The organism is Vibrio sp. 10N.286.49.C3, from assembly GCF_041469545.1.
GTDB classification, from domain to species: Bacteria; Pseudomonadota; Gammaproteobacteria; order Enterobacterales; family Vibrionaceae; genus Vibrio; species Vibrio tasmaniensis_A.
Genome location: NZ_JBFRKT010000078.1, coordinates 1 through 25643, shown reverse-complemented (window position 1 = coordinate 25643; position 25643 = coordinate 1). Strand labels below are relative to the sequence as shown.

Annotated in this window: 23 protein-coding genes and 1 pseudogene; 9 read left to right on the top strand and 15 right to left on the bottom strand. The window is 43.9% G+C overall.

The features are described from left to right. Positions 1-80 precede the first annotated feature (80 nt). From AB4180_RS21950 to AB4180_RS21935, 4 genes are all read right to left on the bottom strand, one after another. Entirely contained in the window at positions 81-1025 is a 945-nt protein-coding gene (locus tag AB4180_RS21950; protein WP_032499055.1) for a class I SAM-dependent methyltransferase, read from the bottom strand. 8 nt (positions 1026-1033) lie between these two features. Then, positions 1034-1732: a TIGR01621 family pseudouridine synthase gene (locus AB4180_RS21945; RefSeq protein WP_065680238.1), complete on the bottom strand. Its 699-nt coding sequence runs from the start codon at positions 1730-1732 to the stop codon at positions 1034-1036. Positions 1733-1923: 191 nt separating this feature from the next. Further along, positions 1924-3540 carry a methyl-accepting chemotaxis protein gene (locus AB4180_RS21940; RefSeq protein ID WP_102249752.1) on the bottom strand — a complete coding sequence of 539 codons (1617 nt, stop codon included), beginning with the start codon at positions 3538-3540 and terminating at the stop codon, positions 1924-1926. 188 nt (positions 3541-3728) lie between these two features. Further along, complete coding sequence (locus AB4180_RS21935) at positions 3729-5162, bottom strand: sodium-dependent transporter (RefSeq protein WP_012604350.1); 1434 nt, start codon at positions 5160-5162, stop codon at positions 3729-3731. Between the two features lie 367 nt (positions 5163-5529). Between AB4180_RS21935 and cls the strand changes: the two genes are divergently transcribed. Together cls and AB4180_RS21925 are read left to right on the top strand one after the other, a co-directional pair. Then, on the top strand, positions 5530-6984 hold the full coding sequence (cls, locus tag AB4180_RS21930; protein WP_012604351.1) for a cardiolipin synthase: 1455 nt from the start codon (positions 5530-5532) through the stop codon (positions 6982-6984). 183 nt (positions 6985-7167) lie between these two features. Continuing rightward, positions 7168-8352, top strand: coding sequence for a cystathionine beta-lyase (locus tag AB4180_RS21925; protein ID WP_102249751.1), 1185 nt, complete (start codon positions 7168-7170; stop codon positions 8350-8352). An 86-nt stretch (positions 8353-8438) separates the two neighbouring features. Here the strand turns inward: AB4180_RS21925 and AB4180_RS21920 are convergent, their stop codons facing one another. From AB4180_RS21920 to pspA, 9 genes are all read right to left on the bottom strand, one after another. Further along, on the bottom strand, positions 8439-8912 hold the full coding sequence (locus tag AB4180_RS21920) for a hypothetical protein (protein WP_102249750.1): 474 nt from the start codon (positions 8910-8912) through the stop codon (positions 8439-8441). After that, positions 8903-9925: a winged helix-turn-helix domain-containing protein gene (locus AB4180_RS21915; RefSeq protein ID WP_102249749.1), complete on the bottom strand. Its 1023-nt coding sequence runs from the start codon at positions 9923-9925 to the stop codon at positions 8903-8905. Before AB4180_RS21915 ends, AB4180_RS21920 begins: the two co-directional genes overlap by 10 nt. Before the next feature lie 109 nt (positions 9926-10034). After that, positions 10035-10601, bottom strand: a complete 567-nt coding sequence (locus AB4180_RS21910) for a DNA-3-methyladenine glycosylase I (protein ID WP_009848770.1) — start codon at positions 10599-10601, stop codon at positions 10035-10037. A gap of 78 nt (positions 10602-10679) precedes the next feature. Next, positions 10680-13790 (bottom strand): efflux RND transporter permease subunit, encoded by a 3111-nt coding sequence (locus AB4180_RS21905; protein ID WP_102249748.1) that lies wholly within the window; start codon positions 13788-13790, stop codon positions 10680-10682. Further along, on the bottom strand, positions 13783-14868 hold the full coding sequence (locus tag AB4180_RS21900; RefSeq protein ID WP_009848772.1) for an efflux RND transporter periplasmic adaptor subunit: 1086 nt from the start codon (positions 14866-14868) through the stop codon (positions 13783-13785). Before AB4180_RS21900 ends, AB4180_RS21905 begins: the two co-directional genes overlap by 8 nt. 1 nt (position 14869) lies before the next feature. Continuing rightward, entirely contained in the window at positions 14870-15904 is a 1035-nt protein-coding gene (locus AB4180_RS21895) for an efflux RND transporter periplasmic adaptor subunit (RefSeq protein ID WP_029223131.1), read from the bottom strand. A 157-nt stretch (positions 15905-16061) separates the two neighbouring features. Beyond that, positions 16062-16448, bottom strand: a complete 387-nt coding sequence (gene pspC, locus AB4180_RS21890) for an envelope stress response membrane protein PspC (protein WP_032499058.1) — start codon at positions 16446-16448, stop codon at positions 16062-16064. Further along, entirely contained in the window at positions 16441-16674 is a 234-nt protein-coding gene (gene pspB / locus AB4180_RS21885) for an envelope stress response membrane protein PspB (RefSeq protein WP_009848775.1), read from the bottom strand. Before pspB ends, pspC begins: the two co-directional genes overlap by 8 nt. Before the next feature lie 15 nt (positions 16675-16689). Next, positions 16690-17361 (bottom strand): phage shock protein PspA, encoded by a 672-nt coding sequence (gene pspA, locus AB4180_RS21880; RefSeq protein WP_010440091.1) that lies wholly within the window; start codon positions 17359-17361, stop codon positions 16690-16692. Between the two features lie 315 nt (positions 17362-17676). Here pspA and pspF point away from each other — a divergent pair, with 315 nt between their 5' ends. The 7 genes from pspF to AB4180_RS21845 all read left to right on the top strand — a co-directional run bounded on the left by pspF (position 17677) and on the right by AB4180_RS21845 (position 24856). Then, positions 17677-18699: a phage shock protein operon transcriptional activator gene (gene pspF, locus AB4180_RS21875; RefSeq protein ID WP_102249747.1), complete on the top strand. Its 1023-nt coding sequence runs from the start codon at positions 17677-17679 to the stop codon at positions 18697-18699. Positions 18700-18801: 102 nt separating this feature from the next. After that, positions 18802-20424 carry an ABC transporter substrate-binding protein SapA gene (sapA, locus tag AB4180_RS21870; protein ID WP_102249746.1) on the top strand — a complete coding sequence of 541 codons (1623 nt, stop codon included), beginning with the start codon at positions 18802-18804 and terminating at the stop codon, positions 20422-20424. Next, the gene (locus AB4180_RS21865; RefSeq protein ID WP_009848779.1) at positions 20424-21386 is read left to right on the top strand and encodes an ABC transporter permease subunit; all 963 of its coding nucleotides are present in this window, start codon (positions 20424-20426) and stop codon (positions 21384-21386) included. Before sapA ends, AB4180_RS21865 begins: the two co-directional genes overlap by 1 nt. Further along, entirely contained in the window at positions 21373-22260 is an 888-nt protein-coding gene (gene sapC, locus AB4180_RS21860; protein WP_009848780.1) for a putrescine export ABC transporter permease SapC, read from the top strand. Before AB4180_RS21865 ends, sapC begins: the two co-directional genes overlap by 14 nt. Next, positions 22260-23261 (top strand): oligopeptide/dipeptide ABC transporter ATP-binding protein, encoded by a 1002-nt coding sequence (locus tag AB4180_RS21855; protein ID WP_009848781.1) that lies wholly within the window; start codon positions 22260-22262, stop codon positions 23259-23261. The genes sapC and AB4180_RS21855 overlap by 1 nt, the downstream gene beginning before the upstream one ends. After that, positions 23258-24040, top strand: coding sequence for an ATP-binding cassette domain-containing protein (locus AB4180_RS21850; RefSeq protein WP_009848782.1), 783 nt, complete (start codon positions 23258-23260; stop codon positions 24038-24040). The genes AB4180_RS21855 and AB4180_RS21850 overlap by 4 nt, the downstream gene beginning before the upstream one ends. Before the next feature lie 36 nt (positions 24041-24076). Next, positions 24077-24856: a DUF2927 domain-containing protein gene (locus AB4180_RS21845; RefSeq protein WP_102249745.1), complete on the top strand. Its 780-nt coding sequence runs from the start codon at positions 24077-24079 to the stop codon at positions 24854-24856. 98 nt (positions 24857-24954) lie between these two features. Here AB4180_RS21845 and AB4180_RS21840 read toward each other — a convergent pair whose 3' ends face one another. Then, on the bottom strand, positions 24955-25344 hold the full coding sequence (locus AB4180_RS21840; protein WP_004734596.1) for a DUF2750 domain-containing protein: 390 nt from the start codon (positions 25342-25344) through the stop codon (positions 24955-24957). Between the two features lie 145 nt (positions 25345-25489). Further along, positions 25490-25643 (bottom strand): annotated as a pseudogene (locus AB4180_RS21835) (IS4 family transposase); the annotation flags it as partial.

The window sequence follows — 25643 nt, the reverse complement described above, 5'->3', positions numbered from 1 at the left end:
GCTTATCCGAACGGCATTAACTCATTGAGTGGCTTTTTTACTTTCAAACGTTGATATTTGTTAACTCTAAATTAAGCGTCTTAAGAAACGTTAATTTTAAATCTCAGGACTTTCAAACTTGAATCGGGGTCAACATCGACAAACTCAGGTGGGTTATCTAGACGCTCGATAAACTCAACACTTGGCGCTTCTTCTACCATCGTCTCAATCAAGAAGTTTGGTGACACTGCTGGTGAGTTAACACAAGCAATCACTTCACCACCTTCGGTTAGAAGCTCAGGCAAACGACGTAAGATCTTTTTGTAGTCTTTAGTAAGTGCAAAGCTGCCTTTTTGGAACGAAGGCGGATCGATAATAACCAGCTCATATGGGCCACCCTTCTTGATTTTTCCCCACGACTTAAAGATATCGTAGCCAAGGAAGTTCACCGAGCGCATATCATGCTCATTCAAGCGGTGGTTATCACGGCCTTTGTTCAGTGATCCGCGAGACATGTCTACGTTCATACATTGTCGAGCGCCACCCGCAATCGCCGCCACAGAGAAACCACAAGTGTATGCGAACAGGTTAAGAACGTTCTTATCCTTAGCATTATCTTGTACCCACTGACGGCCATTACGCATGTCTAGGAACAGACCGAAGTTCTGATTGCGGCCAATGTCTAGTTGGTACTTAAGCCCATGTTCAACCACGACTGGTGAGTCGTTCAATTGACCCCACAACACTTCAGAGGGCGCGCCATCAGCATAACGGTGTTGCAGCACAATGCTTGTGCCCTGTTTTACTTGCCAGATATCTTTGTTAGTGAGGTCGACCAATCCAGTCTTTAGAGATGATAAGAACGCTTGGTCCACTTCTTTAAACACGTTAACCAATAACTGTCCATCAACCCAATCACAAGTGAGTTGATCTAGGCCGGGCCAAAACTTGCCACGCCCGTGAAAAATACGACGTAGTTCATTCGGCACTTCATTCAATTGCTGTTCAATATGACTAAAAAACAGAGGTAAAGCTGATGCTTCCATTATTTCACTCACTTAGTGTTTAGCTTTGGCCACGTTAATGACCAAGGTTCAAGCCAACTGTCTAAACCATTAGACACGATCTCTTGATGCCATTTCTCACCCAAAGAGTCGAGGTTTCTTGGATCGCAGACATATTCGTAGGCTTGTGATTGATAGGTAAATCGAATCGCGAAGGCATGCAGATAGCCTCTGTCAGCCTCGTTCGATGGATTGTAAATAGGATCACCAACAATAGCCGAGCCAATGGACTTCATCGCGACACGGATCTGATGAGTTCGCCCCGTATAGGGTTTACATAAAAGTAGACGCTCACCGGGTTCAGCCGTTGCAGATAAAAATTGGGTAATCGCTGGGTTTTCTTTGGTTGTCAGCAGCTTCCAGCTTGAGCGTCGTGAACGCTCCATATCTCCTGAGATCAGCCCCTGCTTTTTCTTCGGCTTCTTGGAGCCTATCGCAAGGTAGTACTTCTCTACTTCACGCTTTGCAAACAACTGTGAAAGCTCACTCGCTGCTGGGGTATTTTTTGCCAGCAGTAGAATTCCTGACGTCATTTTATCGAGACGATGGACTAAATATAGCTTCGGCTCATTAATTGCCTTAGCAACTTCTTGCAATAACATCGTATCACCATCGTCTTTATGGACGCTGACGCCTGGATGTTTGTTTATAAGTAAAAAATCAGAGTGATTCAGAAGAATGTCGAACATGTAAAGGCTAGCTCCATTGTAGAACGTGGAGTATACCGTGTCTGAACCCAGATTCCAGCTACGAAAAAGCCCAACGAGTTCAATAAACATTGAATCGTTGGGCTTATGTTTCAATAGGCAACTTTCACTGGGAAGTCTTTAATCAATTCGCTCTAAGCTTATGTTCTAGACTTATGATCCAGCTCTAAGCTCTAAGCAAGTTTGAACTTACCTACTAAGCCTTCAAGCTCGGCAACTTTAGCATTCAAACCTGATGTGTTCTCAGAGCTGCGAGTCGCTAACTGTAATGACTGTTCAGAGATATCACTGATTGCCGTAATATCCGCTGCGATTTCTTTTGTCACCGCTGTCTGTTCTTCTGCCGCAGTCGCAATTGAGTTAACCATGCTTTGTACGTTGCCCGCACCACTAACAATTGCTTCTAGAGCCGATACCGCCCCTGTACTTTGCTCTACACCAATTTCAACTAAACGACAGTTGTCTTGAGTGTAAGTCACCGCTTCTTGAGTACCAGATTGAATAGATTGGATGATACCAGACACTTCTTGTGTTGCTTTAGTCGTTCTCTCCGCTAGCGCTCGTACTTCATCAGCTACCACGGCAAAACCACGACCGAACTCACCAGCACGCGCAGCTTCAATAGCCGCGTTCAGAGCCAAGAGGTTGGTTTGTTCTGCGATATCTTCGATTACCTTGATAACACTGCCAATCTGCTCACCATGTGAACCCAGCGTGTTCATTTGTAACGACATGTCGCTCATTTGAGTAGACACTTGTTGGATGCTCGCAACCATCTCCACGATCACTTTACGACCGTCTTCTGCAGACGTTTCTGAGCGGCGCGCTTCTTCATAAGTAGAAGTACCTTGTTGCGCTACTTCAGAAATGGTTAAGCTTAGTTCTTCTGCCGCAGTCGCAATCAATGTCGCTTTATCTGCTTGAGCAGAGGCGCCAGATACGATGTCGTGGCTGATTGATGATAGCTCACCAGTAACGGATTGAACTTGGGTAGTCACTGATGAGATAGAACCGAGGAGATCGACCAATGACGTTTGCATCTGGTTGATCGATTGAGCAAGGTCAGCCAATTCATCACCAGAATCATCAACAATATCTCCAGCCGTCAGGTCACCATTTGCTACGCGGCGTGCAACTTGTTCAACACGAGTTAAGCGATTAGTAATAGAGCTAGACAATACAAACGCAATTACACAGCCAAACACAATCGCAACCGCAGTCAACACCATAATCGTGCGTTCGATTGTAATAAACGAATCCGTTAGTGTTAGCAGAGCTCGCTCCGTATCAGCAATCTCACTTTCAGATGCTTGATCAAGCAAATTTTCAATCGGGATAAGATTACTCTCATACAAAGAGCGAAGCTGCTGGATATTTGATAACAATGCAGTTTCATCATTAAGCATAGGTACGAGCTTCGATTCAAACTCTTGAGTAAAGCGCCCCATTAGCTCTTCAATTCGCTGAACACGACGATGGTCCTCTGAGCCTTTACTCTCTAAACGCTTTGCTTCTTCAATTGCTTGAGAAAATTGAGTCTTGTTAGCTCGATAATCATTGAGCGCATTACCGCCCTGAACAACCGCGCCCAAAGCATCACGGTAAACATCACCAGCTTCATCGATCAATATAAGGTAGGTAACAGTTCCTGGAACATCATCCAGTCTAATTTCATCAGAGCTCTCGTGAGCCCCAATCACTTCTATCGATACAATCCCTACTAACGTGACAAGCACCGCCAATATAGATCCAAAACCCAAATATAGTTTTTTTCTCACTGACAATTTCACAGAACACCTACCTAAAATAAATACAGGCCGATATAGCCTAACCGAAAGATATATCGGCCACCACACGGATAACTTTAGGGGACGATGTTTTTATTTCTCGAAAAACAATAAGTACGTCGCATAAAAAACGGGAGCCAATGGCTCCCGCTTATCAATTAACTTTAGTTTGCGATTAGAGTTTCTAAGAATTATAGCTTCTTAGAAATAAGCGCAGAGCCGGCAATGATACCAATACCTAGTAGCATGATTGCACCTTTACCGCTGTCGAAGCCAGAAGAGATACCCATGAACGCTACGATAGCGATAGCTACTGGGATGATGTACTTAACGAGTGTGTACCATAGACCGAATAGTGGGAAAGATACTTCACCGTCGTTAGTGATTTCTTTCTCTAGGTCAGCACGGTTTAGTCTCCAACCAGCGAAGATACATACCAACATACCGCCAACTGCTAGGAAGATTTTATCCGTTAGTAAGTCGAAGATATCAAATGCACCAGTACCAAACAGTGTTGGACCAAAGCCACCAAGAGATAGAGAAGCGAAGATACATAGAATCGCCATTACGACACTTGCAGACAGTACAGCTGTTACACGCTTCATGCCTTTCTCATCGATTAGGTACGAAACAACAACTTCAAGTAGAGATACTGAAGAAGTCAGTGCCGCAACACTTAGACCAACGAAGAACATAAGAGCAAATAGAAGACCAACTACGCCGCCCATTTCAGCGAATAGCTGAGGAACAACAACGAATACTAGACCAGGACCTGCTGCAGGTTCCATACCGAATGCGAACATTGCAGGGAACATTGCAACACCAGCTAGGATAGCAACGCCTGTATCCATCGCCGTAACCATAGCTGTAGTTTGAACTAGGTTCTCTTTCTTCTTAAGGTAAGAACCGTAAGTCAACATACAACCCATACCAAGAGATAGTGAGAAGAATGCTTGACCTAGTGCGGCTAGGATTACACCGCTGTCTACTTTAGAGAAGTCAGGGCTGAATAGGAATTCAAGACCAGCCATCGCGCCCGGAAGCATTAGGCCTTTGATTGATACCACGATAAGGATGATGAAAAGAAGTGGCATCAGAATCTTACCCGCTTTCTCAATACCGCCAGAAATACCCTTCATAACGATGACAACGTTAAGTAGTAGGTATAGGCCCATCCACATTAGTGGCTGAACTGGGTTTGAGATAAAGCCACCGAAGCTGTCGCCAATTGCTTCAGGTGCGTCTAGTAGACCACCAGCAATTTTACCGATGTATGCGATAGACCAGCCACCTACTACAGGGTAGAAACCCATGATAAGTAAACCACTGACTACGCCAATAACACCAGCGAACGTCCAGCGACGGTCAGTTGATTTAAATGCACCTACTGCTGATTTTTGCGTATGACGGCCAATCGCAAATTCAGTCAGCATCACACTAAAACCGATGAAGATTACAAAAAACAGATAAATTGCAACGAATGCACCGCCGCCACTTTCACCTGCTGTGTATGGGAATTTCCAGATGTTACCTAAGCCAACAGCAGAACCTGCTGCAGCCATTACGAATCCTAATTTCGAACCCCAGGTATCGCGGGGTGTAGTGGTTGTATTACTAGTAGCCACGTTTACTCCAAACTTTTGTGTTATGTGATGTTGTATTTTGCTTTGTGTGGCGTCATTAAAAGATAAGGTGTATATAATAATTTACACCATTAAAAGATTTGATTGACGCTCGTTATCTAGCAAGTAAACCAGTTTAAGAATACAATTGGAAGCCCGAACCGTATATATTTCGTTATCAATGTAAATCTTTATGGTTAAATGCCGGTTTTTCATACAAAACAATTGCATTCGTCTTAAGTTAACTAAAACTTAACAACTTTAACCTGTTTACAGCTTTTGCTCTATTTTGTAAATAGTTGATTCCTTAAATTCCCATATCCGTAAAATAGCATTACTATCTAAGTGTCTCTTTTTTCGAGTATTCAATGTGGAAAAGCTCTACCATTTTTTAACTTTAGCTTCTGTCGCTTTATACTGGGTCCTTGTCGCCGGTGTGACTTTTCGTGTCGTACTAAAACGACGCTCTGTCAGCGTTTCTCTCGCATGGTTGATGGTTATCTACATTATCCCTATTGTTGGCGTCGCTTGTTACTTCCTTTTCGGAGAGCTAAATCTCGGTAGAAAGAGGGCTGAGCGGGCACATCGTATGTTTACGCCTTTTGGTGATTGGTTCCGCCAATTAAATGATTGCCAAGTCCACCTTCCAGGTAAAGTCGGCTCTCCTATCCACAAAATTGATGAGCTTTGTAACAATCGGATGGGCATCCCAGCTCTCAGCGGAAACACACTTTCACTGCAGGCTTCTCCTAATGAGATCCTACACGCAATTATCGAAGATATAGAAAACGCCCAGACGAGTATCAAAATGGTTTTCTATATTTGGCACCCCGGCGGCTTAACTGATTCCGTCGCTTCCGCACTTATTCGAGCTGCAAAACGTGGTGTCGATGTTAAAGTTTTACTCGATTCTGCAGGTAGCCCGCGTTTTTTTAAAAGTCACTGGCGTTCAATGATGAAAGACGCTGGCGTTCACGTTGTCCAAGCATTAGAGGTTAGTCCTTGGCGTATTTTCTTACGCCGTTTAGATCTAAGGCAGCACCGGAAGATCATCGTGATTGATGAGTCCATCGCCTATACCGGGTCAATGAATATGGTAGATCCAGCTCATTTCAAACAGAGCTCAGGTGTCGGCCAATGGATTGATGTCATGGTTCGCGTCACTGGGCCAACCGTTAACGTGTTGTCAGCAATTCATGGTTGGGATTGGGAAGTGGAAACCGGTGAACGCATTCTTCCTGATTTACCAGAGTGCCCGGTTGAAGAAATAATGACGCATCATCCAGTTCAAGTAGTGCCATCTGGGCCGGGCATGCCGGAGTATTTGATTCTGCAAGTTCTTACTATTGCGATTAATCAAGCAAACCATTCAGTTCGTATTACAACACCCTACTTTGTACCGAGTGCCGACTTATTAGAAACACTCAAAATGACGGCACAACGTGGTGTCAGCGTAGAATTAATCATTCCACATAACAACGATTCATTAATGGTTAAATGGGCTTCTCGCGCCTTCTATACCGAACTGCTTGAAGCCGGAGTGAAGATATATGAGTTTTACGGCGGGCTTCTTCACACCAAATCGGTAGTGATTGATGAAGAGTTTTGCTTAATCGGAACGGTCAATATCGACATGCGCAGCCTATGGCTTAACTTCGAAGTAACGCTAGCCGTTGATGATGTGCACTTCACCAAGCAACTGTTTGATTTGCAGCAATCCTATATTGAATCATCTCATCCAGTGGAATTGGAGCAATGGGAGCAGAGAAACCTACGCAACCGCTTCTTCGAAAGGTTGTTTTACTTATTCAACCCGCTGCTTTAATTCCATCAATGCGTCCACCGCGGCTCATCACTCGCCGACTATCGGATTTTAAACCTTTCACGATAAACGACGTGGAAGGTTAAAAAGCGAAAGAAAAGCGCAAAAACTCCCGCTCTGCTCTTGCTTTGAAGGCTATTGGCATGTTTTAAATAGGACATAACCGATTGATAAGGAATTCACAGCATGTCCGAGAACAAAACCACTAAACTGATCACTGCAGGTCGTGATAAGAAGTGGACTAATGGTGTCGTTAACCCACCAGTACAACGCGCTTCAACTGTCGTGTTCAACACAGTAGAAGAGAAACGCAAAGCGACCATTAACCGCGCTAACAAGACACTTTTCTACGGACGCCGTGGCACCACGACTCATTTCGCATTTCAAGATGCAATGGTTGAAGTTGAAGGTGGTGCAGGTTGCGCACTTTACCCTTGTGGTACGGCAGCCATCTCTAATGCCATCCTCTCTTTTGTTGAAACAGGTGACCATATTCTGATGGTCGATACCTGTTATGAACCCACTCGTGATTTCTGTGACACCATAATGAAAAAGATGGGTGTAGAGACCACTTACTACGAGCCAACGATCGGTGAAGGTATCCAAGACCTTATTAAGCCAAATACTAAGGTTCTATTTACTGAATCTCCGGGTTCAGTCACCATGGAAGTTCAAGACATCCCAACACTCGCACGTATTGCCCATGAACATGACATCATTGTAATGCTCGATAACACGTGGGCGGCTGGTGTTAACTTCTCACCGTTCGATTTTGGCGTCGACATCTCAATTCAAGCGGCGACTAAATACATTGTTGGTCACTCTGATGTGATGCTAGGAACGGCAGTAGCCAACGAAAAATGTTGGGATCAACTGAGAGAGCAGAGTTACTTGATGGGACAGTGCGTATCTCCAGATGACGCTTATCTTGCTCTTCGCGGTATTCGCACTCTTGACGTTCGACTTCGCCAACATGCTGAAAGCAGCCTAAAAGTAGCAAAGTGGTTAGAAACACGCCCTGAGGTTGACCATGTTCGTCACCCTGCCCTTGAGTCTTGTCCCGGTCATGAATTCTTCAAACGAGACTTCACTGGCGGTAATGGTTTGTTCTCTTTCGTTCTTAAGAACTCAAACACAAAAGCAACGACTGCTCTGCTTGATGGTATGACGCACTTTAGTATGGGTTACTCATGGGGTGGATTTGAAAGTTTGATTCTAGCGAACGAACCGAGCAGCTTTAATAGCTTGAGAACGGTAGCGAACCCTAACTTCGAAGGAACCTTGATACGCGTTCATATCGGCTTAGAAGACGTCGATGATCTGATTGCGGATCTAGAAGCTGGACTAGATCGTTACAACGCTCTGGTTTAAGTAAAACAATAAACAAGTTTCCACAAAAAGGCAGGGACAACCTGCCTTTTTTAGTTCGGTAAGCTCTTGGTGTAGAAGTTATATGACTACTTCTGAACCTTAAAACATACCCAATTAAAAATTTCGAAACGATTTTTATTAAATAAATAGAGTGAGTCATCGGTGACAACAACTGAGTAATCAATATTCAGCCCCTTATACGAGCTATACTCTCGATTAATAACAGGATCATCAGTTTCAGTTGTCGGCGAATAATCAATGATAGAGATAGACAACTCGCCATCTTCTAACGAATAACGACCTGAGGAGTGGTGCTCCAATTTACTCACCTGACCATCCTTCCTTTCAATCTTTACCGCCTCTGCAATCATAAACGTATTGTCTGATTGGAAGGTAAAAGTCATACGTTCATACAACGATTGATAAGATTGAAATGCCTGCGTCATAAAGCCTGTTTTGATGGTTTTACAGTGCCAACGAGTGCCCGCTAATACGTTTCTATCAATCATGAAACTTGCAGCTGTGAGTGCTAATACCAATAGCAAACCAATTATTCGCAAAAGTAACTCCTTTGAGCCATGTAATTCACAAACGAATCAAAAGATGACTCAACTTCAAAAATAGATGACAAGTAATTAAGAGCTTCGCCATCCTTTCTCTCAATTAGCATATACAAAGCATCATTTTCAGGTTGGTTGACAGATGGATAAATGCGAACAAAAACATCAACATTACAGTGGCTAGGTATAACTTGTATCAGTCTCTCAGTGATCGCAGGCAACGAGTAGGCTTCATTGCGAACAATATGGAAAAAGTAGTGATTAGTTTCATCTACGAAGCTGTCGTGATACTCATTTTTATCAACAAAGTATGGCAATGGCTGATAGTAAGCCTGAAATATATTAAACAAAGAGATCAACACACAGGTAAAGGCTAAAAAGTAGCCCACGCAGGCTAAATGACGATGAACAAAAAGCTTAAAGCTAGGTGGTACCGCGTTGACTGAACCTCTCGGGCTAACTGTGGACAATGGCATTTCCATGTCGCCTTCAACGCTTTGTGTTACTGATGCAGGCATAACATGAGCCTGCTCATCTTGCGGCTTTTTCTCAGGTGACTCGCCTGAGGTTTGTGTTTGATTTGTCGTTATTGATGATGGGTTAAGATCGGCTTGCGATAATCCTATCGTTTGAGGAGACTCTGGTACTAAATCCGCCTCAGGGACTGTCGCTTTAGGCTCTGTATTTTGAGGTTGAGATGATTCCTCTATCTCCAGAGAATACCCCATTTTACTGACGGTACGAATCGTGGCGCAACCACAAGTCACTCTGTTCAGTGTTTTTCTAAGCTTAGATATCACGTTGGTCAACGCTTGCTCAGAGACAATCACATCCCCCCAACATCTATCAAAGATCAGGCCTCGCTCAATGCATTCGCCTGTATTTTCAAGCAAGAATAGGAACACTTTACCTTCTAGCGGCGCGATAGTTTCTACGTGGCCATCCTCACGCATAAACTGCCTAAGCAAGGGATCATAGTTAGCATCACATATTTGGTAGTTTTGTTGATTCACTATCGTTGTCTACATTTGAATTTGGTCGCATATAATATTGAAAAGTTTATAAATGACCAGTGAATTTTTCAATTTACACACAATTATTTCGCGTCGAGAAATAACACCTTTATTTATGTGGGCAACCTTCTAAATGGTCATTAACCATACCTGTCGCTTGCATTAACGCGTAACAGATTGTTTCCCCAACAAACTTAAAGCCTCTCTTCTTCAAAAACTTACTCATCGCTTTGGATTGCTCGGTAGAAGCGGGAACTTGAGTCATCTCAATCCAGTGGTTTTCGATCACCTTGTTATCGACAAATTGCCATAAGGCGTTTGAAAGAGAACCAAACTCTTTCTGCAGTTCAAGCGTTGCTCGAGCGTTGTTATACACAGAGGCAATCTTGCCTTTATGCTTAACCACATCAAAGTTCTCTATGACGTGTGGCACATTGTCTTCATTCAATTCGGCTAACTTGTTTAGATCGTAATTATCAAAGGCAGCACGATAGCCTTCGCGCTTTTTAAGGATCGTAATCCAGCTAAGGCCTGCTTGTGCCCCTTCTAAGGTAATGAACTCAAACAAAACTTGGTCATCATAAACCGGTACGCCCCACTCTGCGTCGTGGTACTCCCTTTCCAGTTCGTGCTTCAGTGCCCATGCACACGTTCTACCTTCAGTGTTTGTTTCCATGTTATTGCTACCTATTTTAAATCACTCAGAAATGATAATGCCCCTAAACAGGGGCATTAATTCAAAGACTCACTCGTCTTACGAGACTTCAATTTTATGGAATAGACGATACAGCACAGGTACCACGATTAGCGTCAGTACGGTGGCGAAGCCCAAACCAAACATGATGGTTACCGCCATTGGCTTGAAGAAGATATCCGGTAACAATGGAATCATACCGAGAATCGTTGTGATAGCCGCCATACATACAGGACGTACACGACTCAATGCCGCATCAACAACCGCTATATATGGGTCTTTACCTGACTTCATCTCAATCTCAATTTGATCAAGCAGTACGATACCGTTCTTCAGAAGCATTCCAGACAAACTCAAGAAGCCCAGAAGCGCCATAAAACCGAACGGTGTATTCAAGGCTAGCAAGCCTGTCGTTACCCCTATCAAGGCGAGTGGTACCGTTAACCAAACAATCAGAGGCTCTTTCACCGAATTAAACAAGAACACCGTGATTAAGAACATGAACAAGTAGCCTAACGGCATAGTTGTGAACAGTGACGCTTGAGCGTCAGCTGACGACTCGTATTCACCACCCCATTCCAATGAATAACCCGGTGGCATCTCAATCGCTTCTATTTGTGGCTGTAAGCGTTTCTGTAAAGTTGATGCTGTCTCTTCACCCAGTAGGTCAGGATCCGCCATTACCGTCAGCATACGCTTACGGTTCTTACGGATGATCAGTGGATCTTCCCATTCCAATTCGTAGCCTAGTGTTACTTGTTGTAGTGGGATGTATTCACTTAATGCCGGGCTCCAAATCTTCATACCTTCGATGTTGCGAATATCAATTCGCTCATCTTCAGGTAAACGAGCCACAATAGGCATCAGCGTAGTACCATCACGATACACACCAATCGACTTACCAGAGAAAGACATCGCTAGGAAATCATCAACGTCAGATTTGGTAATACCATAACGACGCGCTTGGCTTTCGTTGAACTGAGGCTCGAGTACCTTAGTTCTTTCACGCCAATCGTGACGAACGTTAAACGACCCATTGTCAGCACGCATGATGTCCATAACTTGAGCTGCGATTGAACGTAAAACCGTTGGATCAGAACCCACAATTCGCGCTTCAATTTTAGCACCGCCACCAGGACCTAATTCGATCTGCTTAAGTTTGTAATTAATTTCAGGGAACTGGCCGTCTACATGCTCACGAAAGCGCAACATCAAACCTTCAAGTACTTCATAACTCTTCACACGAACCGTTATCTCACCGTATGCGCTATAACTTTTCTCTGGCGCATAAGTCAGCATGAAACGTTGTAGGCCTTTACCTGCCGTTGTCGTGATGTGCTCAACTTCGTCCTGCTCTGCTAACCAACCTTCAAGCACTTTAAGCTTAGTGTTGGTCGCACGAATATCGGTACCTTCCGGCATCCAAACATCCACTTGGAACATTGGCGTAGTCGAAGATGGGAAGAAGGCTTGTTTTACAAAACCAAAGCCGTAAACACTCGCACCCAAACCAATAATCAGAACGAACATCGTGAGCCACGCACGCTTCATACAGAACTCAAGGAAGTTTTTATAAATAACAAAAACCATCCCGTTGTATGGGTCTTTACCTTCACTATCTGGATCGACTTTCTGGCCTTTGAAGAACATATCGGCAAAGAATGGCGTGAGTGAGATGGCCGTAAACCAACTCAGCATCAAGGAGATAAGTAGAACCGTGAACAAGGTGCCACAATATTCGCCCGTTGAGTCTTCAGACAAACCGATTGGGGCAAAAGCGGTGACCGCAATAACCGTTGCACCAAGCAGTGGCCATTTGGTTTGGGTCACAATATCTGTAGCGGCCTGCATTCGGGTTCGCCCCTTCTGCGTGCCGATCAATATCCCTTCCACCACCACAATGGCATTATCCACCAGCATCCCCAGAGCGATAACCAACGCGCCCAATGAAATACGTTGAAGGTCGATCTTGAAGTACTGCATGAAAATGAAGGTACCGAATACGGTCAACAGCAGTATCAAACCAATCAACAGGCCAGAGCGTAGCCCCATAAAGAACAGTAACACTACGATTACGATCGCAACTGCCTGCCCTAAACTCACCACGAACCCGCTTACCGACTTATCAACTTCTTTGGGTTGGTTATAAACCTCAGATATGTCAATACCTACGGGCTGTTGGTATTTCAGCTCGGCGAGCCTTCGGTCAAAGGCTTCACCCACTGCGACCACGTTCACGCCTTGTGCAAAAGAAACACCAAGGTTAAGTGCGAGCTTCCCGTTATAGCCAATGATGTTAGTAGGCACTTCAACATAACCACGAGTTACATTCGCCACATCTTTTAGATAGATAAGCCCTTGAGCACCACCTTCCGTAAGAATCAAATCACCGAGCTGTTCAACATTCTGGAACTCTCCTGTTGGATGGATTCGAATGTACTCATCACCAATCCTGACAGCACCTGCACTTGAAACAATATTCTGAGTGGATAAAAGGTTAAATACAGTATTTGGAGACAAACCCAGAGAGCTGATCCGTTTCATCGATATCTCAATGAACACTTGCTCTTGCTGTTGGCCGGATACCGAGACTTTACTGACCCCATCAACAAGTTCTAGCTCTCGCCTTAAGTAGTCAATGTAATCCAATAGTTCTTTATAACTGTAGCCATCGCCAGTAACAGCAAGCAAAATACCATAAACATCACCAAAGTCGTCTATGACTTGAGGGTCATTTACCCCGGGTGGCAGTTGACCTTTCAAATCATTCACTTTTCGACGAAGTTCATCCCAAATTTGCGGAAGATCATCAGGGCCGTAATTATTCTTCATCGTTACCGTAACCTGAGACAGGCCACGACTAGAGATAGAGTTAACTTCATCAACATAGGTAAGCTGTTGAATCGCTTTCTCTAATGGGTAAGTCACTTCCTCTTCCACTTGCTGAGGCGTTGCTCCCGGGTAAGAGGTCACTACCATGGCATCTTTGATGGTAAAGGCAGGATCTTCTAAACGGCCCAAACCAAAGAATGCAGACACACCACCAATAAGAAAGATCAGTGATAGCATCCAGCTAATGACCTTATTTCGTATAAAATAAGCCGCCACTCCAGTGATTTGGTCATCACCCTGTTGATCATCACTTTGGGGCTTGTTATTGACTTCACTCATTGTTCGTCTCCTGAGACAATACTTCCACTGTCATCCCATCTCGCAATCGCGATACGCCTGCAACAACGACATGCTGCCCCATTTCTAATCCTTTGATTATCTGCAATGTTTTCTGATTCGCTTTGCCTAATACGACTTGCTGCTTAGATACTGTATTGTCGTCATTAAGAATCCACACGTAAGAGTTTTGACGAGTTAACTCATCCCCATCGGCATTAAACACAGCCTCAATAGGAATAAGTACGCCTGCTTTTAATTTCAACCCGATATCACGCCCATTTGACGTGACCTCAACGGCCATACCGTCAAGAATCAAATCATCTTCTGGCATAGGCAAAGCAAGCGTGACGGTAAATGTACCTGTGTTTGGATCGGGTTCAGTCGTAAACTCTTTTATCCCCGCACTGTATTCATTCCCACTTGGAACTCTAACTACTGCCTCAATATTCGAGATAGTCGCTTCATTTGGTTGATTTACATAGATTTGGTCAGGCAATTGGATAACAACTTCAACATCCTCAACACTGTGAATATTCACAATCTGTTGGCCAACCTGAATATTTTCGTATTGGTCAACACTGACACGAGAGATAATTCCATCAACCGGTGCGCGAAGCTTAGTAAATGACAAACGCAGTTTTGCCAATTCTAACTCGGCATAAGCGATTTGACGCTGAGCGGCAATCTCATCGAATTGAGACTTAGCCAATAACCCCTTTTTGACCAACGGACTTGAACGTCTGTATTGGCTGTTAATCACTGTGTATCGAGCTTGAGCGTTATCAACGTCCAACTGATAATCTGTTGGATCTAACTCGGCAAGAACATCACCCTTTTTAACTTGTTCACCTTCTTTGACATCAAGTTTAAAAATCTCACCAGCGACACGGAAACTTAGGTGCGCTTTCTCAGCAGCATTAGCCACTGCTGGAAAATAGAGTTTATCGTTAAAGTCTAAGACGGAGATTTCAATGGCTTTAACAAGAGGAAGCTTTTCGACTTCAGTGACACCTTTGTCTTTACAGGCTGTCAACAACGCCAAACATGATAGGCCGATGGCTTTTGATACTGTCTTCATGTTAGAGCCCCCTTTCCTTGATCCACTCACGAACTTTGACGCCAGTTTCTAATCCATTAACGCCCGAGGTCACAACGCGATCTCCGTCGTTAAGACCCGAAATAATATGACGTTTTTCATCAATGACTATCGCGACTTCTTCGACGATACCATCGTTGTTAACGCGCCATACTGAGACATCATCTCCATTGGTCATCATTGCTGAGGTTGGAATTTTTGTCGCCGCTGCTTGTGAAGAAACAAGGTTAACCGTGCCAGACATACCCGGCAGGATGCCGATATCAGTCGGTCTCTCCATTACCATGGTGACCTTGTATGAACCGGTTTTAGGATCGGCTTCGGTATCGACTTCTTGAAAGGTGAGGACATAAGAATGTTCAGGGAAAGCATCGAATACCATAGTTGCGTCTGTCTCAAACCCTGCAGAAAAGCGTGCAATTAATTGATCAGGCAATAAGAAGACAACTTTGAGGATCTGATTCGTTTGGATATTCATTACACCTTGCTTAGCCGCGATGTATTCGTGGTTTTCAGCAGGAATAATAGAAATAGTACCATCATATGGCGCAACGAGTGTGGTGTAGCGAAGATTAGCTTTTGCTTGATTTAAAACCGCTCTTGCAGAGTTATGATTTGCTTTCGCTTGGTCAAAATCTTGCTCAGAAACCACTCTATCCTTACGTAGCTTGATGGAACGTTGGTATTGCACATCGGCAAGTTTGAAGTTAGCTCTTGCCTGCTTTTCTAGCAACTGATACTCATCAGGATTAAGCGTTGCCAATGCATCACCTTTGGAGACCTGTTGCCCCGCAGTGACATCGATCGTTTTTAGTAAACCGGGGACTCGAAATGCCAATACGGCTTTATCGCCCGCTTCAGTAGTCGCAGGAAAATTTCGTTCGAAGGCATTGTTACCGACCGAGACGGTGAAGAGTTTGGCTGGTCGTGATTCGGGTTCTGGAACCGGAGGGAGCTCCTTACCACACCCAGATAACCCGGATAAGGTCACCAATAGGACTAGGGAGGCTTTGTACATTGCGATCATCCATATCTATAAATATTTTATTAACATAGATTAATCACATGTAACTTACCAGTTATCGTAAGATTTATTTAGACAAAATTATTAAAAAAAATAACGGCTTGGGATAAATTTTCCTAAACCGTTATCTAATCTTTTTAAGGCTTAACCACTACATGTTCTTAAATGCACGGTCGACTTTAAAAGTGTCCGAAGTCACATAAGCTTCCATATTGCGTACACTGGTCTCTAACGTCTGGAAATCACCCTCTAAAGTGCCCAACAAAGACTCTGCTGTTTGCCCTTTTTCCCAGGGTTTTTGCTTGAGTGTGTGCTCTTGTTTGGCTTTCATCTGATCGACATATTGAGGTGGTTGTTTTTCAAGCATAAATGTCAAAGCTAAATACGCTAATAACACCAAAAAGCTACCACCTAGCAGTGCGGCTGAGATCACTAAGATACGAACCAACCAAACTTCAAGGCCAAAATAGTTCGCTAATCCGGCACACACGCCAGACAATTTACCGTTAATCGGATCGCGATACAGTTCTCTACTCATAGTTTCGTCTCCAGTTAGGTGACTCCGCATCCAGTATTTTTTCTAACGTTTTCACTCGGTCTTGCATCGACTCAGCTTGCTCAGAAAGCTTATGCAGACGCTGAAGATCCGTTTCTGAAAGACCATTGCTGGATTTCTTCTTGCTGCGGTAGTGTAAGAATAACCATAGCGGTGCCACGAAGATCAAAAAGACAATCAGTGGACCTGCAATTAGAAATGTTGACATAGACAACTCCTAAAATTATTTATCGCGGTTTTCAACTTGTTGCTTCAGTTTCGCCAGCTCTTTTTCAATCTCGTCTTGAGCTTGTAGCTCTGCAAACTCTTGGTCTAAAGATTTTGCGTTACCGGTTTTTGCGTAAACGTCAGCTTCAGCTTCTAATTCATCCACTTTACGTGAGAATTGCTCAAACTTCGCCATTGCTTCGTTGGTTTTGCTTGAATGCAGATGTTTTTGAACATCGCGACGATTGCTTGCTGCATTATTACGAATCATTAGTGCTTGCTGTTTTGCACGAGTTTCTGCAATTTTAGTTTCAAGCTTACCGATCTCACTGGTTAGTTTTTCGATGGTTTCATGAACCAAGGTTTGCTCGGTATGAAGACTCTTGATGATATCTTCAAGTTTTTGCTTTTCGATTAGTGCCGCTCTAGCCAGATCTTCACGTTGTTTAGTCAGGGCTAATGTCGCTTTATTCTGCCAATCTAGAATCTGAGTTTCGATAGCTTCAACTTTACGTGCTAGCTCTTTCTTGTCTGCAATGGCTTTTGCTGAGTTAGTACGAACCTCAACCAGCGTGTCTTCCATTTCTTGAATAATGAGGCGAATCATCTTTTCAGGATCTTCAGCCTTATCTAATAGTGCACTGATGTTTGAATTTACAATGTCTGCAAAGCGAGAAAAAATACCCATAAGAAACTCCTTAATTGCAATAATGGCAAATAGGTTTTAAATCGTTTTCGATTTCTCAATCCACTTGCTCAAAAATCTACGTCTGTTGTTAAACCTACCATAAGTAATCCAAGTAGCGTGCCAACTTTTAAGCCATTGTTTATCAAATACTTACAATAAAATGTTGATGAACCCGAACCATGCTATGATGAATTTAGCCAAGTATTGGTATTTTTCACCACTACAGCTTTGTGATTAATGCTATTTACATCAAGTGACGTAAATAAAACTCTCTATATCATGCCCATTGGAAATCAGACCATACAAGGACCCATTATGCAGCAGAATCTCATTGGTGAATCCCCTAGTTTTCTCTCTGTTTTGGATAAAGTGTCTCAACTCGCGCCAATCGAGAGACCGATTCTGATCATTGGTGAACGTGGTACAGGTAAAGAGTTAATCGCTCAAAGGCTGCATTACCTTTCAAGACGCTGGGACCAGCCATTGATCTCACTTAACTGCTCAACCCTTAGCGAAGGGTTGATTGATTCAGAGTTGTTTGGTCATGAATCAGGTTCTTTTACCGGTTCAAAAGGTCGTCATCAAGGTCGTTTTGAAAGGGCTGAAGGTGGAACTCTGTTCTTAGATGAACTAGCGACCACCCCCCTTGCCGTTCAAGAGAAGCTATTGCGTGTTATTGAATACGGGCAATATGAGCGTGTCGGCGGACAAAAGGCGCTAAGTGCCAATGTAAGACTGGTGTGTGCGACCAATGCTGACTTACCAAACATGGCGTTAAAAGGCGAATTCAGACCCGATTTATTAGATAGACTGGCGTTTGATGTCATTACTATCCCACCTCTTCGCGAACGAAAAGAAGACATCACGCTGCTAGCAGAATACTACGCCATTAAGATGTGTCGAGAGTTAGAATTGGAGCTGTTTGTCGGTTTTGCTCCATCTGCTGTTGAGGCACTATTGGATTATTCTTGGCCGGGAAATGTGAGAGAACTCAAAAACGTCGTTGAACGAGCTATCTACCAGCACGGTAAAGATCCATATCCTATTGAATCTTTGGTGTTTAACCCATTTAAACCAACATGGCAAATAGATCAAGATTCCACGCACGAAACTGGCAATGATCTGTCCAACAGCCATACTCCATTAGAGCACTCATTTTCTTTGCCGCTTGATTACAAAGCATGGCAAGAACAGCAAGACATTAAATTACTCAATCAAGCACTAAAACAGAGCAAGTATAACCAGAAGCAAGCAGCAGGATTACTTGGGTTAACCTATAACCAATTACGTGGAATGGTGAGGAAGTACGCGATTGTAGGGCAAGCTAACGATAAATAGCTGTCCACACTTGATTATTATTTGGAGCCGAATAAATAAAATGTTAAATTGTCGGGATCTTGAGGCTCCTCTAACGCCTCGTTTCGAAAAGTATTTCTTTTTATGAAAGCACTAATAAGACTATCACTTAGCATCTGCACGCTTGGCTTTTTAGCTGGATGTGGTGAAAGTGTCACTCACGAGCAAATCCGTGAAAAAGGCTTCATTTATTGCGGCCAAGGTAATCCTAGTACCTTCAATCCACAATTGGTTGATAGTGGCATTACCTCAGAATCGCTGAGCCCTCAAATTTTCGATACCCTGCTCACTCTTGATCCTATGACTTACCGACCAAAACAGAACTTGGCAACAAGCTGGTCTGTCGATAAATCAGGTACAGAGTACACTTTCAAACTGCGCCCAAATGTTGCGTTTCAAACCACAGATTGGTTTACCCCAACCCGTACCATGAATGCACAGGATGTGGTCTTTAGTTTTGAACGAATTATTGATAGTTCAAACCCATTTCATTATGTGGGTGGCGGTTTATATCCATGGTTCGCTGGCATCGACTTTCAAAACCTGATTGTTGAAATCACGGCGGTGGATGACCTAACGGTGAAGTTCCAGTTAAGTCACCCAGATAATTCATTTCTTAACAATATCGCCACCAGCTATGCGGTCATTCACTCCAAAGAGTATGCCAACAAGCTGATTACCACAGATGAAAAAAATGAAATAGACTCCAAGCCCGTAGGCACAGGCCCTTTCTACTTGGATGAATATCAAATTAATGATCTTGTACGCTTGAAAAAGAACAAGCATTACTGGAAGGGTGAAGTACAAATGGACCAAGTTGTATTTGATACTTCACAACGCGGGACAGGCACACTTGCCAAGCTTCTCCGCAGTGAGTGTGACGTGTTGAACTCACCAATTTCTAGCCAGATCCCTATTATTCAAGCTCATGAAGAGTTGAAGATTTCTGCCACACCTGCCGTAAATGTCTCTTTCATCGCGCTAAACACAGAACACCCTGCATTGCGTGACTCACGAGTACGTAAAGCATTGAACTTGGCTATTAACCGTCAGAACATTCTTGATTCTGTGTACTACGGTACAGGTACAAAAGCCTACACGTTACTTCCCCCTACTTCTTGGGCTTATCAAAAAGACAGCGTTCAAGTTCGCTATGATCGAAACTATGCGATCGCACTTCTTAGAGAGGCCGGTGTAGAACCAGGGTTAGAGCTTTCAATGTGGGTGCCACTAGAGCCACGCGCATACAATCCAAGTCCAAGAAAAACGGCAGAACTGATCCAAGCAAACTTGGCTGATATTGGTATTGAATTGAAACTCTATACCGACGACCGATTTGACCGAACACAGCTGTCTTCAATTTCCTCAACAGATTTGTTACTCACAGGTTGGATTGGCAGTACGGGCGACCCAGACAACTTCTTACGTCCACTTCTATCATGTAGTTCGGAACGCGCGGGATTAAACGTCTCTATGTGGTGCAACTCAGACTTTGATTTCCTTCTCGACTTGGCATTAGAGATTAATCAACAAAGGCATCGCGTGAACTTGTATCGACAAGCCCAAAACATTCTTAATGAAGAAGTTCCTGTGATACCTCTCGCTCACGGCGTGCAATTCCGTGTGCACGATCGTTCGCTAACAGGTTTTAAACGCAGTCCTTTTAATGCTCAACCTTTTGATCAAGTCAGAAGGGAGGTGAACTGATGTTTTGGTATACATTAAGACGTGTAAACTTATTCATTATTACACTTGGAATTCTGACTTTAGTAGGCTTTGCTCTACTTCGATTAGACCAAACCTCACCTTGGGCAATTCAAGATTTTTGGCCCGGCTGGCTTAGCTACGTCACCGAATTATCGACGCTGAATTTCGGCCTGAGCAAACACGGTGTTCCTATCATCGAAGAGCTTGTCGTGGTATTCCCTGCGACGTTAGAATTGTGCTTCTTTGCTTTTTTACTCGCACTGTTTATCGGCATTCCTTTCGGCACAATTGCCGGTATGAGACAAGGAAAATTTGTTGATACCACCATATCGTTTACTTCAATGGCAGGCTACTCAGCACCTATTTTTTGGGTCGCATTGCTAATGATCATGGTGTTTTCACTGCACTTCGAGATGTTCCCTGTTGGGGGGCGATACGATCTACTTTACGAAATTGAACACGTGACTGGCTTTGCAATGATTGATGCCTTCTTTGCCGAAGGTAACTATCGAGCACACGCCCTACAGAGCGTAATAGACCATATGGCGTTACCTTGTCTTGTTTTGGCGCTCGCTCCAACAACCCAGGTTATCCGACTAATGAGAGCGTCAGTGGCTGAAGTGATGGCTCAAAACTACATCCGTGCCGCACGAATCAAAGGTCTTTCAACAAGAGAGATCGTCACTCAACACGTATTAAGAAATGCAATACCACCGATTATTCCTAAGGTCGGCGTTCAACTCTCCAGTATGTTAACGCTCGCTATCATCACCGAGTCTATCTTTAACTGGCCGGGTATTGGCCGCTGGTTGCTGGATGCATTATCCAATCAAGATTACGTTTCAATTCAAGCTGGTGTAATTGTGGTAGCAACCTTGGTTTTGACCGCGAATATACTGTCCGATCTACTGGGCGCGATGGTCAATCCTCTGGTAAGGAAGGAATGGTATGCTAACAAATAACGTCTACCAAGAAGAACAGATTCCAACCCAATTCGAGCGTTTCTGGCGCAGCTTCCGTGGCAATAATCTCGCAATGTTTGGACTATGGTGTTTGGTCTTGATCATTTTGATCACCATCACTTCACCATGGCTAGCACCGCATGATGCTCAAGAGCAGACGGGACACCTACTAACACCTCCTTCTTGGGATCCTGCTGGAACAGTTGAGTATTTTCTAGGTACTGATGATTTAGGCCGAGATATTCTATCCCGTCTGATTATTGGCTCTCAGCTGACATTTGGTGCCGCAGTGGTGATTACCTTTATCGCAGCAGTCATCGGTTGTCTGATTGGCGTACTTGCAGGTATGACTCGTGGGTTGCTATCAAGCACGCTAAACCACTTGCTTGACACGGTAATGTCTATTCCGTCGTTGCTACTTGCGATTATCTTCGTGGCATTTCTTGGCTTTGGCGAGTTTAATATCTTGCTAGCCTTATGTTTGGCATTGATTCCACGCTTTATTCGTTCGGTATACATTGCCGTGCATGCAGAAGTAGAAAAAGACTATATTTTGGCTTCTCGCCTTGATGGTGCGAATGACTTCTACCTGTTATGGAATTCAATCCTTCCTAATATTCTTACTGTAGTGGCACTTGAAATTACACTGGCATTGTCAGTCGCCATTCTTGATATCACGGCCTTGGGTTTCTTAGGGCTTGGCGCTCAAGCACCAAGTACCGAATGGGGCTCAATTTTGGGTGATTCTGTAGAGCTGATTTACCTTGCGCCATGGACAGTAACTCTACCCGGCTTAGCCATTATGTTTACAGTGATCGTGATTAACCTTGTCGGTGAAGGTGTTCGCCAAGCGCTAAATGCAGGAATCGAATAATGCCGTTACTTGATATTCGACATCTAACTATCGAGATTGAGACCCCTCAAGGGATGGTTAAAGCAGTAGATCGAATGAGTATTACCCTCAATGAGGGAGAAATTCGTGGCTTAGTAGGTGAATCAGGTTCTGGTAAGAGCTTGGTTGCAAAAGCGATCGTTGGTGTTTGCAAAGAAAACTGGAAAGTGTCTGCCGACCGAATGCGCCTTGGCAATATCGACCTGCTACAACTGACGCCCAAAGAACGACGCCGTGTGATCGCTCGCGATATCGCGATGATCTTCCAAGAACCATCGACGTGTCTTGACCCTTCCGAAAAAGTGGGACGCCAGCTAATAGAGGCGATTCCTTCGCGTTCATTTGAAGGTCGATGGTGGCAACGGTTTAAGTGGCGAAAAAAGCAAGCAATAGCATTACTGCATAAAGTGGGGATCAAAAATCACTCTCACCTAATGGACAGTTATTCTTATGAGTTGACCGATGGTGAGTGTCAAAAAGTCATGATCGCCATGGCGATCGCTGCCAAGCCAAAAGTGCTAATTGCCGATGAGCCAACCAACGATTTAGACCCGATTACGCAGTCTCAAATATTGCGCTTATTGAGCCGAATGAATCAACTTCATAACACGACAATTCTCCTCATTGGGCACGATTTAACGACTATCACTCAATGGGCGACACGAATAACCGTGATGTACTGCGGTCAGTCCGTTGAGTCTGCAGATACGACAAAACTGTTGGATGTACCAAAGCATCCTTACACCGTTGCACTGCTAAAAGCGATGCCCGATTTTAACGACTGGATTCCCCATAAAGAAAAACTGCAATCTTTACCAGGGTCAATTCCGCCGCTGCAGCACCTCCCGATTGGTTGTCGACTTGGACCACGTTGTCCATACGCGCAAAGACAGTGTGTCGAGATCCCGCATACTAAGCGTATAAAGACCCACAAATTTAACTGTCATTTCCCTCTGAATATGGAGAAGAAAAAGAAATCATGAGTGCATTATTAGAGGTCAGTGATTTATCTAAAGACTTTACGACTCGCTCTGGTCTTTTCCGTAAAAAGATTCATCAGGCAGTGAAGCCAGTCAGCTTTTCCCTTGAAGCGGGACAGACTATTGGTTTTATCGGTCAGAATGGGTCGGGGAAATCGACATTAGCAAGAATGCTAGCGGGTATGGTGGAACCAACAGCAGGTGAGATCCGAGTGAACGGTGAAAAGCTAGAGCACAAAGACTACTCAACTCGCTGCAAACTGATTCGAATGATCTTCCAAGATCCGAACACCTCGCTAAACCCACGCATCCAGATTGGTCGAATCCTTGAAGGACCGTTGAAGCGAAATACCAACATGCCACCAGAAGCCCGCATGCGCCGCGTAAAGGACACATTATTACGTGTTGGGCTTCTACCAGAACATGCTTACTTCTATCCTCAGATGCTTGCTGCAGGCCAGAAGCAGAGGGTTTGTTTGGCTCGCGCATTGATACTTCAGCCTTCCATCATTGTGGCTGATGAAGCGTTGAATGGTTTGGATATGGCGATGCGTTCGCAAATCATCAATCTGTTCCTAGAACTTCAAGAAGAGATGGGCGTATCGTTCGTTTATGTTTCCCAACACATCGGCATTGTTAAACACATCACAGATAAGATCATCGTCATGCACGAAGGCAATGTGGTTGAAAGTGGCGAAACACATGAAGTACTGACTAACCCAACTCACCAAATCACACAAAGGTTAGTTGAGAGCCACTTCTATAAAGCACCAAGCCATTAATCGGTGATCGCGCTATATTCCGCAAAGGGGAAAGATATGTTACCAAGAGCTTCAATGCTTTCCCTCTTGTTGGCGCTGCTGTCCTTTAATGCAGCAAGCACACCACTCACATGGCTAGATAGAACCTTCGTCGAAACTGTCTTTTATCACGTCGCACTTCAACACGAATATTCACAAGGCGACAAGCTACTCGCTAAATGGAAACAACCTATTAAGATATGGATCGATCACCGAGTCGGCGACGAAGAGCTTCATCAAGAACTCACCGAATTGCACGTCCAGCACCTATCGCAAGTCACCCAACATCCGATTAAAATCGTCACACGAGAATCGGATGCAAACGTTAAATGGATATACACAAGGCAGAGTCAGTGGATAGCTGAAGCCAAAACTGTACTCAAACTGAAATCGACACAGCATCTAAACAGCGCTATCTGTACTGCAGGTTATCGAACTAATTCCAAAGGGGAGATTGTATATGCAGGAATTGTGATCCCAGTAGATCAAGCGAGAGCAAGAGGAAAGCTGGTCGCATGTATTGTTGAAGAGATCACACAGGTACTTGGGTTACCCAATGACTCAGATAAAGCCTACCCTTCTATTTTCAATGATCACACGCCAGAAGACTTGTTATCCCCCTTAGATGTAGTGCTGCTAAAGCTACTGTATGAACCTCAATTGAAAGTGGGAATGACAAAAGAACAGGCAAAACCAGTTGTGCGAAAAATACTGAAAAGATACAGCAAAACAGGTGTACTTCAGCAAGCTTCAGAAGCCGCTCAACAAGCACCCTTGTATCAATTGATTGGGTATTGACGAAAATACGTTGGAAGCCACTTAGATGGGATAATTGAATAATAGCGCTGCCTAAGAAAGGCAACGCTGACTTACGATGTTACTGTATTACGAAAGAACTAGCGCTTAGCAGCCTGCTTTTTCAATTCGAAGTCGAACTCATCCGGGAACAAGATAACGCCTTCTTCTTGTTCGTTCGGGAATACCACAACAGCAAGCTCGTCGTCTTCTAGACCGTTCGTCCAGCGACTGTGCCATTTGTTCAACGAAATAGACTCAGCTTTACACTCAGACCAATCACCCGTTGCCCATGATTCTGCGAACTCTTGGTTTGGCCATACTGGAACGCAGTCTTCATCTTCTGTGTTCAGCATTACACAACCGTGTTCATCGGTTAAGATCCATACTTCACGGTTTGCTACGATTTCTTTCACACAGTATTTCAGGCGTTGCTCGCCCGTATACTTGTTGATTTCAGCGATTTTTTTATCGTCTAGCTGTGTAGTCATCTTAATTTCCTACTTTAGTCAGTAACTTTGCTCTTAAAGCTATTTTATGCCGAGTGTTTTTAACTTCAAACATTATCGATGAAGAAGAAAGTCTACTTCAAAGAAAAACGCCTGCTAAATAAGCATAATGCCGTTCGGATAAGCATTATTGCTTGAACCTGAACGGATATTTGGCTGGGACAAAGAGGACTGAACGTGGAAACGTTCGGTCCTTTCTTTTATCTGGAAGAATGAAGTGACTCAAACTGTCTCTCATCCTTTTCAGTTTTACAGGTAGAGTTCCGTCTGGGCTTAAAGCT

What these genes read in the sequence shown, in the direction of transcription:
- sapC (WP_009848780.1), top strand. Translation starts at nt 21,373, where the DNA reads ATGCTAACAAATAACGTCTACCAAGAAGAACAGATTCCAACCCAATTC.
- AB4180_RS21850 (WP_009848782.1), top strand. Translation starts at nt 23,258, where the DNA reads ATGAGTGCATTATTAGAGGTCAGTGATTTATCTAAAGACTTTACGACT.
- sapA (WP_102249746.1), top strand. Translation starts at nt 18,802, where the DNA reads ATGAAAGCACTAATAAGACTATCACTTAGCATCTGCACGCTTGGCTTT.
- AB4180_RS21945 (WP_065680238.1), bottom strand. Translation starts at nt 1,732, where the DNA reads ATGTTCGACATTCTTCTGAATCACTCTGATTTTTTACTTATAAACAAA.
- AB4180_RS21910 (WP_009848770.1), bottom strand. Translation starts at nt 10,601, where the DNA reads ATGGAAACAAACACTGAAGGTAGAACGTGTGCATGGGCACTGAAGCAC.
- pspB (WP_009848775.1), bottom strand. Translation starts at nt 16,674, where the DNA reads ATGTCAACATTTCTAATTGCAGGTCCACTGATTGTCTTTTTGATCTTC.
- AB4180_RS21905 (WP_102249748.1), bottom strand. Translation starts at nt 13,790, where the DNA reads ATGAGTGAAGTCAATAACAAGCCCCAAAGTGATGATCAACAGGGTGAT.
- AB4180_RS21925 (WP_102249751.1), top strand. Translation starts at nt 7,168, where the DNA reads ATGTCCGAGAACAAAACCACTAAACTGATCACTGCAGGTCGTGATAAG.
- AB4180_RS21865 (WP_009848779.1), top strand. Translation starts at nt 20,424, where the DNA reads ATGTTTTGGTATACATTAAGACGTGTAAACTTATTCATTATTACACTT.
- AB4180_RS21845 (WP_102249745.1), top strand. Translation starts at nt 24,077, where the DNA reads ATGTTACCAAGAGCTTCAATGCTTTCCCTCTTGTTGGCGCTGCTGTCC.
- AB4180_RS21950 (WP_032499055.1), bottom strand. Translation starts at nt 1,025, where the DNA reads ATGGAAGCATCAGCTTTACCTCTGTTTTTTAGTCATATTGAACAGCAA.
- AB4180_RS21895 (WP_029223131.1), bottom strand. Translation starts at nt 15,904, where the DNA reads ATGTACAAAGCCTCCCTAGTCCTATTGGTGACCTTATCCGGGTTATCT.
- pspC (WP_032499058.1), bottom strand. Translation starts at nt 16,448, where the DNA reads ATGAGTAGAGAACTGTATCGCGATCCGATTAACGGTAAATTGTCTGGC.
- AB4180_RS21840 (WP_004734596.1), bottom strand. Translation starts at nt 25,344, where the DNA reads ATGACTACACAGCTAGACGATAAAAAAATCGCTGAAATCAACAAGTAT.
- pspA (WP_010440091.1), bottom strand. Translation starts at nt 17,361, where the DNA reads ATGGGTATTTTTTCTCGCTTTGCAGACATTGTAAATTCAAACATCAGT.
- AB4180_RS21900 (WP_009848772.1), bottom strand. Translation starts at nt 14,868, where the DNA reads ATGAAGACAGTATCAAAAGCCATCGGCCTATCATGTTTGGCGTTGTTG.
- AB4180_RS21855 (WP_009848781.1), top strand. Translation starts at nt 22,260, where the DNA reads ATGCCGTTACTTGATATTCGACATCTAACTATCGAGATTGAGACCCCT.
- pspF (WP_102249747.1), top strand. Translation starts at nt 17,677, where the DNA reads ATGCAGCAGAATCTCATTGGTGAATCCCCTAGTTTTCTCTCTGTTTTG.